General features: G+C 70.2%; 13 protein-coding genes. 6 read left to right on the top strand and 7 right to left on the bottom strand.

All coding sequences use genetic code 11. The annotated features are described in order from the left end of the window. Positions 1–4: 4 nt before the first annotated feature. The gene (locus GTZ93_RS05580) at positions 5–454 is read left to right on the top strand and encodes a hypothetical protein (RefSeq protein ID WP_180946157.1); all 450 of its coding nucleotides are present in this window, start codon (positions 5–7) and stop codon (positions 452–454) included. Positions 455–474: 20 nt separating this feature from the next. Here GTZ93_RS05580 and GTZ93_RS05585 read toward each other — a convergent pair whose 3' ends face one another. Further along, positions 475–2,127 (bottom strand): GMC family oxidoreductase, encoded by a 1,653-nt coding sequence (locus GTZ93_RS05585; protein ID WP_161662667.1) that lies wholly within the window; start codon positions 2,125–2,127, stop codon positions 475–477. Continuing rightward, positions 2,124–2,777: a gluconate 2-dehydrogenase subunit 3 family protein gene (locus tag GTZ93_RS05590; RefSeq protein ID WP_139923544.1), complete on the bottom strand. Its 654-nt coding sequence runs from the start codon at positions 2,775–2,777 to the stop codon at positions 2,124–2,126. The genes GTZ93_RS05585 and GTZ93_RS05590 overlap by 4 nt, the downstream gene beginning before the upstream one ends. A 179-nt stretch (positions 2,778–2,956) precedes the next feature. Between GTZ93_RS05590 and GTZ93_RS05595 the strand changes: the two genes are divergently transcribed. Both GTZ93_RS05595 and GTZ93_RS05600 read left to right on the top strand, forming a co-directional pair. Continuing rightward, positions 2,957–4,276, top strand: coding sequence for a hypothetical protein (locus GTZ93_RS05595; RefSeq protein WP_139923546.1), 1,320 nt, complete (start codon positions 2,957–2,959; stop codon positions 4,274–4,276). Then, positions 4,273–4,824, top strand: coding sequence for a hypothetical protein (locus GTZ93_RS05600; RefSeq protein WP_120578943.1), 552 nt, complete (start codon positions 4,273–4,275; stop codon positions 4,822–4,824). The genes GTZ93_RS05595 and GTZ93_RS05600 overlap by 4 nt, the downstream gene beginning before the upstream one ends. A gap of 49 nt (positions 4,825–4,873) precedes the next feature. On the opposite strand, the gene GTZ93_RS05605 is transcribed toward GTZ93_RS05600, so the two are convergent. From GTZ93_RS05605 to GTZ93_RS05615, 3 genes are all read right to left on the bottom strand, one after another. Further along, positions 4,874–5,521, bottom strand: a complete 648-nt coding sequence (locus GTZ93_RS05605; RefSeq protein WP_139923548.1) for a DUF3332 domain-containing protein — start codon at positions 5,519–5,521, stop codon at positions 4,874–4,876. Between the two features lie 59 nt (positions 5,522–5,580). Next, positions 5,581–6,945 (bottom strand): sigma 54-interacting transcriptional regulator, encoded by a 1,365-nt coding sequence (locus GTZ93_RS05610; RefSeq protein ID WP_121758585.1) that lies wholly within the window; start codon positions 6,943–6,945, stop codon positions 5,581–5,583. A 265-nt stretch (positions 6,946–7,210) separates the two neighbouring features. Continuing rightward, the gene (locus GTZ93_RS05615) at positions 7,211–8,899 is read right to left on the bottom strand and encodes a hypothetical protein (protein WP_139922326.1); all 1,689 of its coding nucleotides are present in this window, start codon (positions 8,897–8,899) and stop codon (positions 7,211–7,213) included. A gap of 217 nt (positions 8,900–9,116) precedes the next feature. On the opposite strand from GTZ93_RS05615, the gene GTZ93_RS05620 reads away from it, so the two are divergent. Further along, positions 9,117–9,815 carry a class I SAM-dependent methyltransferase gene (locus tag GTZ93_RS05620; RefSeq protein WP_139922328.1) on the top strand — a complete coding sequence of 233 codons (699 nt, stop codon included), beginning with the start codon at positions 9,117–9,119 and terminating at the stop codon, positions 9,813–9,815. Between the two features lie 7 nt (positions 9,816–9,822). Here the strand turns inward: GTZ93_RS05620 and GTZ93_RS05625 are convergent, their stop codons facing one another. Then, entirely contained in the window at positions 9,823–10,536 is a 714-nt protein-coding gene (locus GTZ93_RS05625; protein ID WP_120581425.1) for a response regulator transcription factor, read from the bottom strand. Beyond that, positions 10,533–12,065, bottom strand: coding sequence for a sensor histidine kinase (locus GTZ93_RS05630; protein ID WP_139922330.1), 1,533 nt, complete (start codon positions 12,063–12,065; stop codon positions 10,533–10,535). Before GTZ93_RS05630 ends, GTZ93_RS05625 begins: the two co-directional genes overlap by 4 nt. 255 nt (positions 12,066–12,320) lie before the next feature. On the opposite strand from GTZ93_RS05630, the gene GTZ93_RS05635 reads away from it, so the two are divergent. Together GTZ93_RS05635 and GTZ93_RS05640 are read left to right on the top strand one after the other, a co-directional pair. Further along, positions 12,321–14,351: a c-type cytochrome gene (locus GTZ93_RS05635; protein WP_139922332.1), complete on the top strand. Its 2,031-nt coding sequence runs from the start codon at positions 12,321–12,323 to the stop codon at positions 14,349–14,351. Between the two features lie 102 nt (positions 14,352–14,453). Continuing rightward, entirely contained in the window at positions 14,454–15,563 is a 1,110-nt protein-coding gene (locus tag GTZ93_RS05640; RefSeq protein ID WP_139922333.1) for a hypothetical protein, read from the top strand. Positions 15,564–15,572: the final 9 nt, after the last annotated feature.

Genomic DNA, 15,572 nt, shown 5'->3' on the forward strand with positions numbered 1-15,572 from the left:
TGTAATGGGATTGATGCTCGGCGCATGCGGCGGCTCGCGGGATGACTTCATCGGCGCGCGCGTGCTGGATGTCTGCAAGGCGTCCTGGCCCGTGTGCAGTGAGTACGCCGGCTGCATCCTCGGGCCGGAGAGCTACTCCGAAGGTCGCTTCCCTGGCCGCGGGCAGGTGCTGGTGCGCGTGCCGGAGGCTTCCACCATCAAGGTGAGTTTCTACCTGGAGGAGGTGACGGCGGCGGGAGAGGAGACGGCCATCACCGTGCACGAGGAGGGCTGCCGCGCACGGCAGCGCAAGGCGTCCACGGGCCGCGCGGCGTTGGACCAGATGGAGAAGTTCGGCGTCTTCACCCAGCAGGCGGACGTCACCGGCGTGGGTGACCACCTGGTGGAGTTCGACTCCGACATGCAGGCGCGCTACGTGGTGAAGGTGGACGTGACGCCGCTGCGCCTCCAGTAGCGCGTCAGCGGCGCGCGGCTTCAGCCCTTGAGCGTGCGCACCAGGTGGTCCGCCACGCGGAAGCTGTTGGCGGCGATGGTGAGCGTGGAGGGCACGCTGCCGCCGGTGGGCATGAAGCTGCCGTCCACGACATAGAGGTTCGGCACTTCGTGCGCGCGGCAGTGCTTGTCCAGCACGGAGGCCGCCGCGTCGTTGCCGAAGCGGCAGGTGCCGTGCTGGAGGATGGTCGTCTCACCCTGCGTGCCCACGCGCTCCACGCTGTCCGGGTCCAGGCGCATCAACACCTCCTCGCCTCGCTCCACGAGGAAGCGCGTGGCGGCGAAGTCCGCCGGGTGCCGGTCCAGGGTGATGGCGGCCACGGGGATGCCGTACTTGTCCTTCACCTCGGGCTCCACGGTGACGGAGGTGCCGGGCGTGGGGAGGAACTCCGCGTAGACCTCGAACTCGAGGATGCGCGAGTCGCGGTACGCGCGCATGCGGTCCTTCAACTCCTTGCCGAACACGCCGGACTTGCCGCTGCCCGCCAGGCCCACCGCCGCGTAGATGGGGTTGGGGTGCGCCCACATGAAGCCCAGCGTGCCGCCCTTGCGGAAGCCGTGGCGCGCGTCCGGCATCACGTAGAAGTCCTGGAGGCTGCGGTTGACGAAGGGCGCCGGGTCCGTGAGCCACGGCCGCGCGGTCTTCTGCTTCGACACGCGGAAGTGCGCCCGCGAGCCGCCGAAGGAGCTGAAGAGGAGGTTCTTGCCCACGAGCCCGCTGCCGTTGGCGAGCCCGTTGGGGAAGCGGCTGGAGGTGGAGTTGAGCAGCAGGCGCGCGCTCTCCACCGCGGTGGCGGAGGCGATGATGACCTTCGCCGGCTGCTCCTGCGCGACGCCGTCCTTGTCCAGGTACACCACGCTCTTCGCGCGGCCTTGTTTATCCACTTCGATGGAGCGCGCCATGCTGCCCGGGCGCACCTCCACGTTGCCGGTGGCGATGGCGTTGGGGATGAGGCTCGCGAGCGTGCTGCTCTTGGCGCCCGTCTCGCAGCCGTAGCTGCCGCACAGCGCGCAGTACGCGCACGGCGAGCGGCCCTTGTAGGCCTTGCTGATGATGCCGCGCGCGGTGGGCAGGGCGTGCCAGCCCATGGCCGCGCACACCTTGTCGATTTCGGACGCCACCGGGTGCACATCCAGGGGCGGCAGCGGGTAGGGGCCGCTGCGGGGTTCCGCGAAGGGGTGGGGGATGGCCTGGCCGGACACGCCCAGCTCGGCTTCCGCCTTGTCGTAGAAGGGGGCCAGCTCCTCATAGGAGATGGGCCAGTCCGCCACGGTGGTGCCGGGCACGGCGCCCAGCGTGGAGCGCAGGCGGAAGTCCACCGGCTTGAGGCGGTAGAAGAAGCCGCTCATGTGCACGGTGCCGCCGCCCACGCAGTTGGCGGTCCACGCGGCGTTGCTGCGCTCGTAGCGGCCCTTGGCCCCCTGGCGCACCAGGTGCGGCTCCTCCCACGGCAGCGGCATGAAGAAGTTGCGGCGGCTGTTGAGGATCTCGTCGTGGACGAAGTCCTTGGGCTGGTAGTGGCGGCCCTTCTCCAGCACCACGACCTTGAAGCCCGCGCGCCCCAGCTCCAGCGCGAGCGGCGCTCCGCCCGCGCCGCTGCCCACGATGCACACGTCCACGGAAGGCAGGCTCACGGGTGGTGACCTCCGCACTCGCGCAGGCACTTGGGCCCGTCGTATCCCTCCGGGGGCGCCATGGCGAGCGTGCCCACGGTGTCGAAGCCCATCAGCCGCCAGCCCACGCGGCCCTTGTTGCCGCCGTAGGACGGGTCGCCCAGGAAGCCCTCCAGGCTGAGCGTCATCAACAGCTCGAAGAAGTGGGCCTCGCCGCTGCCGGCCGGGCTGTCCTTGAAGATAGCGAGCAGCTCGTCCTGCTGGGCGGGCGTGGCCTGCGCGAAGCCCTTCTGGAACATGCGCTGCGCGCGGCGCTCCAGCGCGGACAGGCCCTGGAGGAAGTCGCGGTGCATGGACTCCAGCCCCTGCGTCTCCAGGATGCGGTCGATGTAGAGCGCCACGTCCGCGTCCTGGGCGCCGGGGTCCTCGTCGCGGGGGAGGAGCCGCTCCACGGCCGCGGCGACGACGGCGTACTCGAAGGCGGAGAAGGTGCGCAGGGCCTGGCCGGCGGAGGTGGTGCCGGTGGGCTCCGCAGGCTTCTTCTCTTCCGCCTCCTTCGAACGTTTACACGCAATGCCACCCAGCAGCACCACGCCGCCGCCGAAGAAGGTGAGCCGTTGGATGAAGGTGCGCCGGGACAGCTTCGGGGGGAGCGAACGCGCGCGAGCCATGGCGCGCGAGCCTATCCCAGGTGCGTGTGTTTCACGGCACCTGAGAAGGGGCCGGGGTCGGTTGGCCGCCCACCGCGTGCGTGACGTGGGTCCGCACCGCGAGGCGTGACGGACAACGCGCGCGGCTGACATAGGATGGCGCGCTCAACCAGGCCGACTGAACCAAGGAGAAGGACCGCATGAAACGGCACGCGTGGCTACTGGGAGCGGCGCTCGCGCTGGGATGTGGCGGCGGCAAGCCGGCCAACCCGGACGCGGGCTCGAAGCCGCAGGATGATGGCGGAACGACGGAAACGCCCTTCGTGCGGCTGACGGTGGACACGGAGCCGAGCGAGCAGCTCGCCATCTCCAACATCGCGATGGCGGTGGGCCCGGACGACCGCATCGGCATCGCGTACTACGTGAAGCTGAACGACAAGGACTCCGCGCTTCGCTACCGCGAGGTGAAGGACGGCCAGGTGCAGGCACAGGCGGAGACCATCGCCACCGTGCAGCGCGTGTACGGCGTGTCGCTGGCGTTCAGCCCGTCCGGACAGCCCGCGGTGAGCTACCTGGGCGGTGGAAGCGATGACTCCATCTTCTGGTTCCAGAGCGACCTGGCGGTGTCCTACCGCAACGCGAATGGCACCTGGACCGAGCGCATCGCCGTCACCCATGGTGACGAGGCCGTGTCGGGCAACCCGGTGAGCGACACGGGCTACCTGGTGGGGCTCAATCCCTCCATCGTCTTCAGCGGCAGCCAGGCCCTGGTCGTCTACCGCGACGGACACAACGGACAGTTCCCGCAGCAGGACTGGGCGGGCAGCGACGTGGAGCTGGCCAGCGGCGGGCCCACGGCGTGGCAGCACCGGGTGGTGGCGTCGGGCGGCGACCAGAAGGGCGCGTACGGCGGGCACCTGCAGATGTTGATGGCGGGTGATCAGCCGGCGCTGGTGTTCGACCAGGCCTTTGGGGCCGCGGACGCGCCGGGGCAGAACGTGTACTTCCAGCGCCGCAACACGGACGGCACCACGTGGACGCCGCCGGTGCAGGTGCAGGCGGTGGGCAACACGATGCTGGGCGCGTCGATGGCGTATGACTCAACCATCGGCTTCGGCATCGCGGCGGTGGACCGCTCCAGCAGCCGGCTCACGCTCATCACCTGCGCGGGCACGACGGGGACGAAGTGCGCGGCAGCGGGGGATTGGACGACGCCGGATCCGGTGTACCAGACGGGCTCCGGCGCCTGGTACCCGTCGCTGGCGTTCGACCCGAAGACGCACGACCCGTCCATCGCGTTCCACATCTGCTCGCTGGAGTCCGGGCGCAACGAGGGCAGCTGCTCGCCGGCTGACGACGCGCTGATCATCGCCACGCGCGTGGAGGACCAGTGGCGCGAGGTGACGGTGGACACGGCGGGTGGCTGGTCGCCGAAGCTGGCGTTCCTGTCCTCCGGCCAGCGCGTGGTGCTCTACCGCGCGGGCGGCACGCAGGCCCTGACGCTGGCGGTGGAGCGGTGAGCCTCGCGGGACGCGCCGTGGCGGCGCTGGGGCTCGCGGCCGTGCTGAGCGGCGCGGGTGTCATCGCGTGCCGGGGAGACAACGAGCTGTCCGGCAGCGTGTCGGAGCTGTTCCCCGTCACCGACGTGTCGAGGGTGGAGATCCGCCGCAATCCGGAGGCGCTCCAGGTGAGCTATTTCCGCAACAACGGCCTGGACGTGGACCTGGTCGCGCGGCTCACCGTGGACACGGAAGGCGTGGACATGAAGCCGGGCACGAAGGTGAACCTCGGCGGCACCACGCCCTCTGGCCGCGACCGCGCGTCGGTGGTGCATGTGGCCGCGGGCGAACCGGCGCGCGTCTTCACCCAGGTGGAGCGCGGCGACCTGGTGCTGGACGAAGGCGGCAACGTGGGCGAGGCCACGCGCGGAGACTTCTCCCTGTCGTTCAAGAAGGGCGACGGCTACGGCGCGGGGCGCAGCATGGAGGGGACGTTCAACTCCCTGGCGCTCGACGCGGGCTTCGGCCCAGACCTGGGCGACGTGGTGGGCGACGAGCCCGCGCCCTGAATCACTCCGGGGCTTCCGGTGACGCGAACCGGAAGCCCTGGGTCTTCTCTTACGGCGTGCAGGTGTCGAGCGTGGCCATGCCCTGGGAGAGCTGTCCCTGGTGCGTGGCGAACCGCGCGAGCGCCGGCGCGCCGCCGTCCAGGAAGAGCTGGCGCGCGGCGTCCACCGCGTCCCGTGCGTGCACCGTCACGGTGGAGCCGGTGGCGTCCGTCACCTTCACCGCGCCGTCCGTCTGGCCCTGCGCGCGGATGAGCAGGGCGCCCGCCTCGTCGCGCGCGACCATGCCGTCCTCCAGCGGTTCGAAGTAGCGCACCACGGGCTCCTGGCCCTCGCGCTGCAACTCCAGACGCATGACGCCGGACTCCACGTCGCGGGACATCTTCAGCGTGTCGGTGGGGCCCAGCTTCACGATGCGCGTGTTGGAGTCTTCTCCCTCCACGCTGCTCACCGGGTTGCTGCCGGTCCAGAACTCGATGCTGTTGACGACGAGCGCGTCCACCAGCGTGCCGATTTCATAGACGGGCACCACGACGAAGATGAGGAACACCAGCCACTGGACGAACTTGTTGCCGGAGATGCCCTTGTTGAACTGCCAGATCTTCGTCGTGAGCTTGAACGAGCCGAAGCAGCCCGTCGCACTCATCATCAAGACACCCGCGCACAGCACACCGAGCCAGCGGGACGGACGCAACTTCATGAAGCCCTCCTGGGGGATGGGGGACCGCGTGAAAGCGGCCGCACCATGCCACGAAGGCGTCAGTCCGGCTCGCTCTGAACGAGCCCGTACTTGTGCAGCAGTGAATAGAGGTGCTTGCGGTCCAGCTCCGCCTCGCGGGCGGCGCGGGCGATGTTGCCTCGGGCGCGGCCCAACAGGCGCGTGAGGTACTCGCGCTCGAAGGCGCGGACGAGCTCGTCCTTGCACACCTTGAACGGCCCGGTGAACTCCACCGGCAGGAAGTCCCCGGCGGGCGTGGGCACGTCGCGGGTGAACTCGCGCAGGAGGTTGTCCCCGGTGAGGCCTGGGATGTCCACCATGTGCCGGGCGCGCTCCAGGGCGTTGCGCAGCTCGCGCACGTTGCCCGGCCAGGTGTGCCCCAGGAACTGCTCTTGAATCTTCTCCGGCAGCCGGGGCCACAGGCCTTCGCCGGCGAAGGCCTCCACGAGCAGCGGGATGTCCTCCTTGCGGTCGCGCAGGGGTGGCAGGCTGAAGGTGAAGACAGACAGGCGGAAGTAGAGGTCCTCGCGGAAGCGGCCCGCCTGCGTCTCCGCCCACAGGTCCTTCTTGCTGGCCACGACGATGCGCGCGTCGAAGGAGATGGGGGTCGAGGAGCCCAGGCGGCGGAACTCGCGGTCCTCGATGGCGCGCAGGAGCTTGGGCTGCAGGTCCAGGGCGAGGTCGTCGATTTCGTCCAGGAAGAGGGTGCCGCCGTGGGCGCGCTCCAGGCACCCGATGCGCTGGCCCACCGCGCCGGTGAAGGCGCCCTTCTCATGGCCGAACAGCTCGGACTCGATGAGCGAGTCGGACACGCTGGCGCAGTCGAACACGACGAGCGGTCCGGCCGTGCGGGGGCTCAACTTGTGGATGGCCTTGGCGCCCGCGCCCTTGCCGGAGCCCGTCTCGCCCACGAGCAGCACGGTGGAGTCCGTGGGGGCGATGCGCTGGAGCAGCGCGAAGATTTGCCGCATGGGCACGCTGCGGCCCACGAGGTCGCCCAGCCGGTCCTCGACGGTGGGCTCCACCTGCACGGGCGTCATCTGCGGGCTGAAGCGCAGGCGCACGTCGCCCACTTCCAGCAGGGCACCGGGGCGCAGGTAGGCCTCGCGCACCTGGGCGCCGTCCAGGAAGGTGCCGTTGGTGGAGCCCAGGTCCTGCACGAGGAAGCGGTCGCCCTGACGGCGCACTACCAGGTGGTTGCGGCTCACCGTGGGGTGGTCGATGACGACGTCGTTGTCGGTGGACTTGCCGACGCGCAGGTCCTCCGTGGCGAGCGGGTACACGGTGCCCGCGCGCTCGGTGTCCAGCAGCACCAGGTGGAAGCGCTGGGCGGACAGTCGCTCCGCCTGCGCACGGGCGACGACGACGGTGTGCGCGGGGATGGGGGCGGGAGGGACGGTGGACATGAGCGGGCGGGATTCTAGACGGCTTCCGGCCCGCGCGGGCTGTCTGTCGGTGCAGGCCGTGCCCGGCAGGTGGGTAGCCGGGCACGGCGCGTCAAAAGCGTGCGTGCCAGTTTGTTTTCTCGCGGTGCGAGACGCCCGCGACGTCCGCGGGTTGGGATACTTCAGGATGAAAGCATCGCGGTGGCCCAGGTGGGCGCCAAGACAACAGCCGCCCTCCCCATGACGGGAAGGACGGCCGTGTCAGGACTTCGGTGTGGATGCGGCGTCAGTCGCCTTCGTAGATACCGATGAGGCCCGGGGTGACGACGCCGGTCTTCGCGTTCTTGGTGCCCTCGAAGGAGACGAGGACGCGGCGCTTGCCGGCGGAGCGGTCGAACTGGATGTCGGACACGCTGCTGACGGAGGTGAGCACGTTGCCGAAGACGTCACCGCTGTACTTCACCGTGCCGCCACCCTTCAGGCGCGTGATGCCGCCCCACCAGTTGGCGCCCACCCAGAGGCTTCCATCCCACGGGTCCGTCGCCACGGAAGAGGTCGGGGCCATCGCGGGGTTGCTGCCGCTGGCGGGCGCGTAGTTGACCAGGTCCTGCATCACCTTGGTCTCCACGGCTCCGTCGGCGCTCAGGCGGGCGAGGCCGAAGTAGAAGGAGCTCACCCACACGCCGCCGTTGGACGCCGGAGCCATGCCGGAGACGTTGTCGTCCACGCGCTGCGCAGCGGTGGGGTAGTTCGGCACGGCGTCAGGCCAGATGTCGAAGCGGTTCCATTCGTAGCCCGCGTCCTCCGTCTCGCTCTGGGCCGACCAGTAGTCGTCCCCGTTGGTGCCGTAGCGGAAGCGCGTGGAGCGGATCTGCCCACCGAAGAAGACGTCGTGGTTCTCCGTGATGGAGACGCCGTAGTAGCGGTCCGACAGCAGCTCGCCCTTGGAGCCGGAGATGGCGGGGTGCACGTGCTCATAGAGTCCCGCGCACTCGAACTCCCACTTGAAGCCTTCGGTGTTCCAGGGGCGCGGATCCCAGCAGTACGACGGGACGATGCCGTTGAACTTCGCGTCGCCCATGGCGAAGCCGTGATTGCCGCCGAACCAGACGACCTCCTTCACCGGGTCGTAGGCGATGCGGTAGACGGTGCAGAGCTTCTCGCGTCCGCGCAGCTCCGCGCCCACCTTCTTGGGGCCGGTGTGGATGTCGTAGTGCACGACATCAATCGTGCCGTCCGCCTTGAGCATCACCTTGTCCGCGTCACCGCTCTTGTAGACGCTGGCGTCCGGCTCGCGGTGGGCGTTCTCCGCCTGATCCCATTCGTCCTCGCAGGTGGGCATGCCCGCCTTGGGCGGCTTGCCGGCGTAGCCGACGAACACCGTTCCGTCAGGGCCACCCGCCACGGAGATGACCTTGAGGTACGGCACTCCCGGCGGAGGACCACCCACGCCGTCACGCATGCGGCCGAAGGGATGGAGCCCGTCGGACATCGTGAAGCGCTGAATCGTGTTGGAGCCCTTCTTGATGAGGAACAGTCCCTCCTCGCCGCCCGCGACCCAGACGTTGCCGCCCTGGTCCGCGGAGATGCCGTAGACGTAGCGCGGCGCGCCCTGCTCCTGGTTGTAGAACGTCCAGCCCGGCGCGGAGGGCAGGGGATAGGTCTGCACCTGCTCCGTCGTGCCCGCGTCGGTGCCGGCATCCGTGCCCGCGTCGGTACCGGTTCCCGCGTCCGTGCCCGTGCCCGCATCCGTCCCGGTGCCGGCGTCGGTTCCGGCATCCGTGCTCGTGCCGGCATCCGTGCCCGCGTCCACCTCGCCCGTGCCCGCGTCCGGCAACCGCGGATCCTCCACGGGCGTCACCGGCACCACCGGGTCATCCACCTGTCGCGTGTCGCCGTCGTCCCCGCCGCAGCCCGTCCACCCCAGCGCTCCCACCAGGAGGAGCGCTCCCGTCCACCGCCACCCGTGCCTCATATGCCGACCACCTCACACTGGGCCGGGAGAAGGTCCCCCGGCACGAAGTCATTGTTCGTGGCCATCAAGGCAAGGAGGGTGCCAGCCCCGGAGGGCCGGCCACCGTTGGGACGTCACCGGTGGGCGTCCGTTGCTCGACAGGGCGTGGGCAACCGTTTGCCCATTGTGTGAACGCCGGGGTCCCGGAGCGGCCCCCAACCGTGCTAGGGCCTGGGCAATGGCAGGCAACGACGCACGCGGCCGCACCCCGCTGTCCCTCGTGGGACAGGAGCCGGACCTCGTCTTCTACACACGGCAGGCTTCCGAACACGGAGGCCCCGTGCTCGTGCTGGGCGCCGCCAACGGCAGGGTGCCCTGGTCGCTCGCGGGCCACGGCTTCTCCACCGTCGGCGTGGACCCCTCCGAGGCGATGATCCGCTCCGCCGAGGAGCGCCGCGCCTCCGAATCGCCGGACGTCTCCGAGCGCACGCGCCTCATCGCCGCCGACCCCCGCGCGCTGCGGCTGCCGGAGCAGTTCCCCCTGGTGCTCGCCCCGCAGCACGCGCTGGGCCTGATGTCCGGCCGCGATGACCTGGAGGCGTTCCTCGCCACCGTGCGCCACCACCTGGCCCCCGGCGGCACCTTCATCTACGACGTGCTCAACGCCCCGCGCGAACCCGTGCTGCCTCGCGACGACGACGAGCCCGGCGCCGCCGTGGAGCCTCGCCGCCCCCTCTTCGCGCTGCACCTGCGCGAGCGGCGTCCGGCCGGCGGACAGAGCCCCATCCGCCGCCTCAAGTTGAAGCACTTCCTGCCGGAGGAACTGGAGACCGCCCTCACCGCCAGCGGCCTCACCCTTCGCGAGCGCTTCGGCCGCTTCGACGGCAAGCCCTTCGACCTGGAGGACCTGCGCCAGATTGGCGTTGCCGGGACCTGAGCGGCGTTCACCGCTCGAAGCGGTAGCCCAGTCCTCGCACGGTGAGGAAGTGCCGGGGCGCTTCCGGATCCGACTCGAACTTCAGCCGCAGCTGGCGCATGAAGTTGTCCACCGTGCGCGCGCTGCCCTCGTAGTGGTAGCCCCACGCGCCGGACAGCAGCTCCTCGCGGGTGAAGGTGCGGCCCGGGTGCGCCAGGAAGTGCGCCAGCAGCTTGAACTCCTGCGCCGTCAGCTCCACCTGCTGTCCATCGCGCGCCACCGTGCGCTGGGACAGGTCCACCTTCACGTCCCCGAACGTCACCGGCGGCGGCGTGATGCCCGTGGCCCCGAACCGGCGGCGCAGCACCGCCTTGATGCGCGCGAGCAGCTCCTGGAGCCCGAAGGGCTTCACCACGTAGTCGTCCGCGCCCAGGTTGAGACCCAGGATCTTGTCCGACTCCTGGCCCCGCGCGGACAGCACCACCACCGGCGTGTCACGGCCGCGCTGGCGCAACTCGCGGATGACTTCGTAGCCGTTCAGCTCCGGCAGCATCAGGTCCAGCACCAGCAGGTCCGGCGCCTCGTCCAGCGCCTTGGCCAGGCCCGTGCGGCCGTCCTGGGCCTGGAGCACTTCGTAGCCCTCGAAGCGCAGGTTCATGGACACGCCAGTGAGGATGGACAGGTCGTCCTCCACCACCAGGATGCGCTGGGGCTTCTCCTCTTGAGGAACGGAGGTGCTCATGCGCGGCTCACCGGGAGCTGGAGGGTGAAGCAGCTGCCCTGGCCGGGCTCACTCTTCACGGTGATGCGGCCGCCGTGCGCGTCCACGATGCGCTTGCTGATGGCGAGCCCCAGGCCGCTGCCCTCCGACTTGCGCGTGAGCAGATTGTCCACCCGGTAGAAGCGCTCGAAGATGCGCTTGCGGTCCTTCTTGGCGATGCCCACTCCGTTGTCCTCCACCGACAGGTTCACGTGTCCGCCGTCTCTCTGTGCCCGGAGGGCGATTCTGCGGTGGGTGGGCCCACTGTACTTGTAGGCATTCTGCAACAGGTTGAGCAGCGCGCCCGCCACGGCGACCCGGTCCACGTCGACATGGGGGAGCCCGTCGTCCACCTTCACGGTGAACTCCATGCCGTCGCCGTGGCGCTGCGTGCGGAAGGCCACCACCGCCGCGTCCACCACGTCCGTCACCGGCAGGGACTCGCGTTGGTACACCTTGCGGCCGCTCTCGATGCGTGCCCAGTCCAGCACCCGCTCGATGAGGTCCGACAGGCGCTCGGTCTCCTTCGTGAGCAGGTCCAGCACCTCCTGCTGCTGCGCCGGGTCCTTCAGCCGGCCCAGGGCCAGCGTCTCGATGAACATCCGGATGGAGGTGAGCGGCGTGCGCAGCTCATGGCTCACCAGCGACACGAAGTCCGTCTTCATGCGCGACAGGCGCGCCTCGCGGTAGAGCACGCGGGCCGTGTAGCCCACGCCGAAGGTGAGCGTCAGGTAGAACAGGCCCAGCAGCACGCCGTACACGGCGCGGTTGCGCGTGGACGCGCTCGCCACCGGATCCTCGCCCATGGGCAGCACCACCAGGCGGAAGTCCTGCAACGGCGCGGACAGCACCCGCTCCGCGAGCACCGGCTGCCCCAGCGCGTTCTGCCGGGCCTGGGCCACCTCCGACATCAGCCGGTTGACGAGCCCGCCCTCGCTGGACGTGTCGCGCGGCACGGGCAGCAGCGTGAAGCGCACGGGCTCCGACGTGGCCCGGCCCTGCGCCTTGTCCGACAGGAGCGAGTCCAACGCCACGCCTGACAGCCGCACGCCCCGCACGGTGGCGCCCTGGCGCTCGGCGGCCACCATCACCGCGCGGCCGCTCGTGGAGAGCGAGAAGACGGTGGGCACGGTGGGCAGCGAAGCGGCTTCCGGCACCAGCGCCGCCAGGGACTCCGCCAGCTGCGGGTCCTTCGTGCGCACCAGACCGTTCTCCACGTGGAAGGTGCCGTCCGGGTCGGACAGCTCCTGGTCATCCGGCAGGAGGAAGGCCAGCCGCTCGCTGCCCACGCGCTCCAAGCGTCCGCTGTTGAGCGCGCGAGGCACCTCCGCGGACAGGTCCGCCAGCGTCCCCCGCCACGCGGCCTCCAGGCGTTTCTCCACCGCGGCGCGCTCGTTGATGATGGCCACGACGCCGAAGCCGGACAGGCCGGCCGACGGCAGCACGACCAGCAGGATGAGCAGCGCGAACGTGCGTCGGAAGCTGAGGATGACGGGCGCGGGACGAGACACGGCCCCCCGTGTCTACACGCGACGGCGGCCGGGTGCTCGCGGCTTTTGGGGGAGGGGGGAGTCTTCCCGACATTGTCCGGAGGCGCACGGCGGGTGGAGAGGGCGTCGACTTCGGGGGGCGGGTGAGCGAGCATGCGGCCCTCGGGAAGGCGTGTGAGCAGGGCCGGCACGCTCCCGAACAGGCCGTGGGGCATGCGCGCAGGGTGGGGCCGGAGGAGCGCGCGAAAGCCTTCGCGGGAGGGGATGGCATTTCCGATGCGACGGCAGGGATGGGCCGCGCTGTGCGCGGTGACGACGCTGGTGCTGTCGGGTTGCAAGGAGCGTGAGGTCGCGGGCACCTGGAGCAATTCCTCCGGGTCCGTGGCGCTCAGCCGGGACGACTCGCTGCTCTACGTGGTGGACGCGGACAACGGCATCCTCGCCGTGGTGGACACCGCGCGCCGGGAGAAGGTGTCCGAGGTGCGGGTGGGCCCGCGTCCGGAGCGCGTGGCGGTGGGCCCGGACGACACCGTGTACGTGACGAACCGGGGCGGCAGGAGCGTGTCCGTCATCCGCAAGGGAGACGCGGTGGAGGCCGCGCGCGTTGAAGTGGGCGTGGAGCCCACGGGGATGGCGCTGTCTCCGGATGGCAGCACGCTGTACGTGGTGAACAGCGCCATGCGTGAGTCCGCCGCGCGGGGCAGCCTCACCGCCATCGACACGGGCACGCTCACGGCGCGCTGGGAGCTGCCGCTGGGCGAGGAGCCGCGAGGCATCGCGCTGCTGGAGGACGGCCGCAAGGCGGCGGTGTCGTTGTTCCGGCAGGGCGACGTGATGACGGTGGACCTGTCGGACGCGAACCAGCCCCAGGTGATGCGCGGCGGCACGGACCTGCTTGCGAAGGCGAACCGGCCGTCGCCCTCTGCTGCCCCCTCGGAGTTCGAGCCGCTGCCCATGAATCCCCAGCAGGGCCCGCGCTCCTTCCGGTCGCGCGGCATGGTGGACCTGTTGAGCGCTCCGGATGGCCGTCGCCTCTTCGCGCCGGTGCTGTGGTCGCGCGAGGATCCGCTGGGCGGGCCCGTGGACGGCCGCGGACCCAATCCGGGAGAGTCGATGTACGGCGGCGGGACCCCCTGCGGCGCGTCGGCCGGTGGCGGCGTGGTGGCCGCGGGGCTCATCACCTTCGACGCGGAGGACGAAGCGCCCCGCCCGGTGGTGGACGACCTGGACGAGTGCAAGCCGCCGCCGGAGGAGAAGCCGGACTATCCCACGTCGCTCGTCGCGAGCCCCTTGTTCGATACGCCCCTGCAGGGGCCGGCGGCGGCGGTGGTGGACCCCACGGGCGCGTGGCTGTTCCTGGTGAACCAGGACTCCAACAACGTGGCCATCCTGCCCTCGTGGCGCCGCTCCGGTTCGGACCTGGTGAACGAGACGAGCCCGGTGCGGCAGCTGATTGCCGTGGGGGCGGGCCCCAACGGCATCGCGCTCACGCGGGACGGTCGCAAGGCGTACGTCTACAACGCGTTCGACCACACGGTCAGCACGCTGGGGTCCAGCGGCAACGCGTTCGGGGACATCCGCGAGGAGGGCGAGCGCCTGGTCATCGTGGGCGACACGCTGACTCCGATGGCCGCGGCGGGCCGGCGGTTGTTCTTCAGCGCGGTGGATGCGCGGATGACCAGCCCGTCCGTGGCGGTGTCCTGCGCGTCGTGCCACCTGGAGGGCCGCGAGGACGGCCACGTGTGGGGCTTCCCGGACGGGCCGCGCCAGACGCCCAGCCTGGCGGGTCGCATGACCACGGCGACGGCGCCCTTCCACTGGAGCGGCGAGTTCTCCGCGCTGGGGGACTTCATGAGCGCCACGGTGAAGGACCGCATGGGCGGCCAGGAACTGGACGCGGACACGGTGGCGAAGCTGGGAGCGTTCATCGACGCCATCCCCGCGCCGGACAACGCGTTCCATGGCGAGCCGCTGACGGCGTCCCAGACGCGCGGCGCCGCTCTCTTCACGCAGGCGAAGTGCGACACGTGCCACACGGGCGCGGCGCTCACGGACAACCGCAACGTGGACGTGGGCACGTTCGTGCTCTCGGGCGTGCTGCAGGACGCGGCGGAGGTCATCAAGACGGGGCTCAACACGCCGTCGCTGCTGGGCGTGAGCCGCACCGCGCCGTACCTGCATGACGGCAGCGCGCCCACGCTCAAGGCCCGCCTGATGAACGGCCGCGAGACGAACCTGCACGGCACGACGGCGGGGCTGTCCGACGCGGACATGGACGACCTGGTGGCGTACCTGGAGACGCTGTAGCGGGGAGCGAACCGCACCGGCGCGGTCATTCCCTCTGGGGATGACCGCGCAGTGCAGGGTTCTTGCTTGAGCCGTGCCGCGAGGGCATGGAGACCCCCGCTCATGGGTCCCACCTCTCAGTCGGCGGGTTCGCTCCGTCTCAAGATCGCGTCTTCGCCCTGGGGCCTGGTGGCGCTGCTCCTGGTCCACCACTTCGGGCTCTGGGCCTGGACGGCCTGGCGCCGGGACCTCCCTCTGCTCCTGGTGTTGGATCGCTGGGACTCGCACCACTACAGCACGCTGGTCCTGGAGGGTTACTCATGGCCCCTCTGGGCCTTCCTGCCGCTGTACCCGGGCCTGGTCTGGCTGGTGCGGCAGGGGCTGGGGGGCACGCTGCCGCCCCAGGTCGTCGGCGCGGCCCTGTCCACGGCATGTCTGCTGGGCTTCGTCGCGTGGAACACCCATTGGGCGCGGCAGGGGCCGGAGCGCGAAGGGATGACGGCCCGGACGCCTTGGGGGTGGTTCGTCTTCCTCTACGCTCCCGCCAGCTTCGCGCTCCATTCGCACCACACGGAGGGGCTCTTCCTGCTCCTGTCGTTCGGGGCCCTGGCGTGTGCTTCGCGTGGGCTGCTCCTGCCCTCGGCCGTGCTGGTTTCGCTGTGCATCTTCACGCGCAACCAGGGCTGCTTCGTGGCCATCGCCGCCGCGCTCCTGGCCGCCATGCGCGAACCGTCGTGGCGCGAGCGCTTCGTGCGGTTCGGCTTCATGGGGTGTCTGTCGCTGGTGGCGTTCGGAGGGTTGCTCGTCTTCGAGTGGAGCCGCTCCGGTGACCCCTTCATGTTCCTGAAGGCCCAGCGGGAGTGGAATCACGTGGACTCTGTCTGGGGCGCCATCCGGGGGCTGTGGTTCGGCAATCCCTGGCACAAGGGATTCAACGGCTGGCTGGTGCTGCGGAACGTCTTCGGGGCCGCGTGGCTGGTGTTCGGGGTGATGTTGTGGCGCCGCGACCGGGCCCTGGGCCTTTATGTCCTGCTGTCACTTCTGGTGATGCTGCCTCAAGGCGACCTGGGAAATGCCTTCCGCTTCGGCGCGGTGCTCTTCCCGGTCATGTTCGTCGCGGGCGACTGGCTGGCCACGCGTCCCAAGGCGTTGCGCTGGACGGTGGCACTGCTGCTCGTGTGGCTCAATCACAAGGCCACTCACGCCTACGCCATCGCGAAGTGGCCTTACTGAGTCCGCCGC

The organism is Corallococcus exiguus, assembly GCF_009909105.1.
In the GTDB taxonomy this organism is placed as follows: Bacteria; Myxococcota; Myxococcia; order Myxococcales; family Myxococcaceae; genus Corallococcus; species Corallococcus exiguus.

Coding starts and splice junctions, on each gene's coding strand:
- GTZ93_RS05590 (WP_139923544.1), bottom strand. CDS start 2,777: ATGGCTCGCGCGCGTTCGCTCCCCCCGAAGCTGTCCCGGCGCACCTTC.
- GTZ93_RS05595 (WP_139923546.1), top strand. CDS start 2,957: ATGAAACGGCACGCGTGGCTACTGGGAGCGGCGCTCGCGCTGGGATGT.
- GTZ93_RS05640 (WP_139922333.1), top strand. CDS start 14,454: ATGGGTCCCACCTCTCAGTCGGCGGGTTCGCTCCGTCTCAAGATCGCG.
- GTZ93_RS05625 (WP_120581425.1), bottom strand. CDS start 10,536: ATGAGCACCTCCGTTCCTCAAGAGGAGAAGCCCCAGCGCATCCTGGTG.
- GTZ93_RS05610 (WP_121758585.1), bottom strand. CDS start 6,945: ATGTCCACCGTCCCTCCCGCCCCCATCCCCGCGCACACCGTCGTCGTC.
- GTZ93_RS05605 (WP_139923548.1), bottom strand. CDS start 5,521: ATGAAGTTGCGTCCGTCCCGCTGGCTCGGTGTGCTGTGCGCGGGTGTC.
- GTZ93_RS05615 (WP_139922326.1), bottom strand. CDS start 8,899: ATGAGGCACGGGTGGCGGTGGACGGGAGCGCTCCTCCTGGTGGGAGCG.
- GTZ93_RS05580 (WP_180946157.1), top strand. CDS start 5: ATGGGATTGATGCTCGGCGCATGCGGCGGCTCGCGGGATGACTTCATC.
- GTZ93_RS05620 (WP_139922328.1), top strand. CDS start 9,117: ATGGCAGGCAACGACGCACGCGGCCGCACCCCGCTGTCCCTCGTGGGA.
- GTZ93_RS05635 (WP_139922332.1), top strand. CDS start 12,321: ATGCGACGGCAGGGATGGGCCGCGCTGTGCGCGGTGACGACGCTGGTG.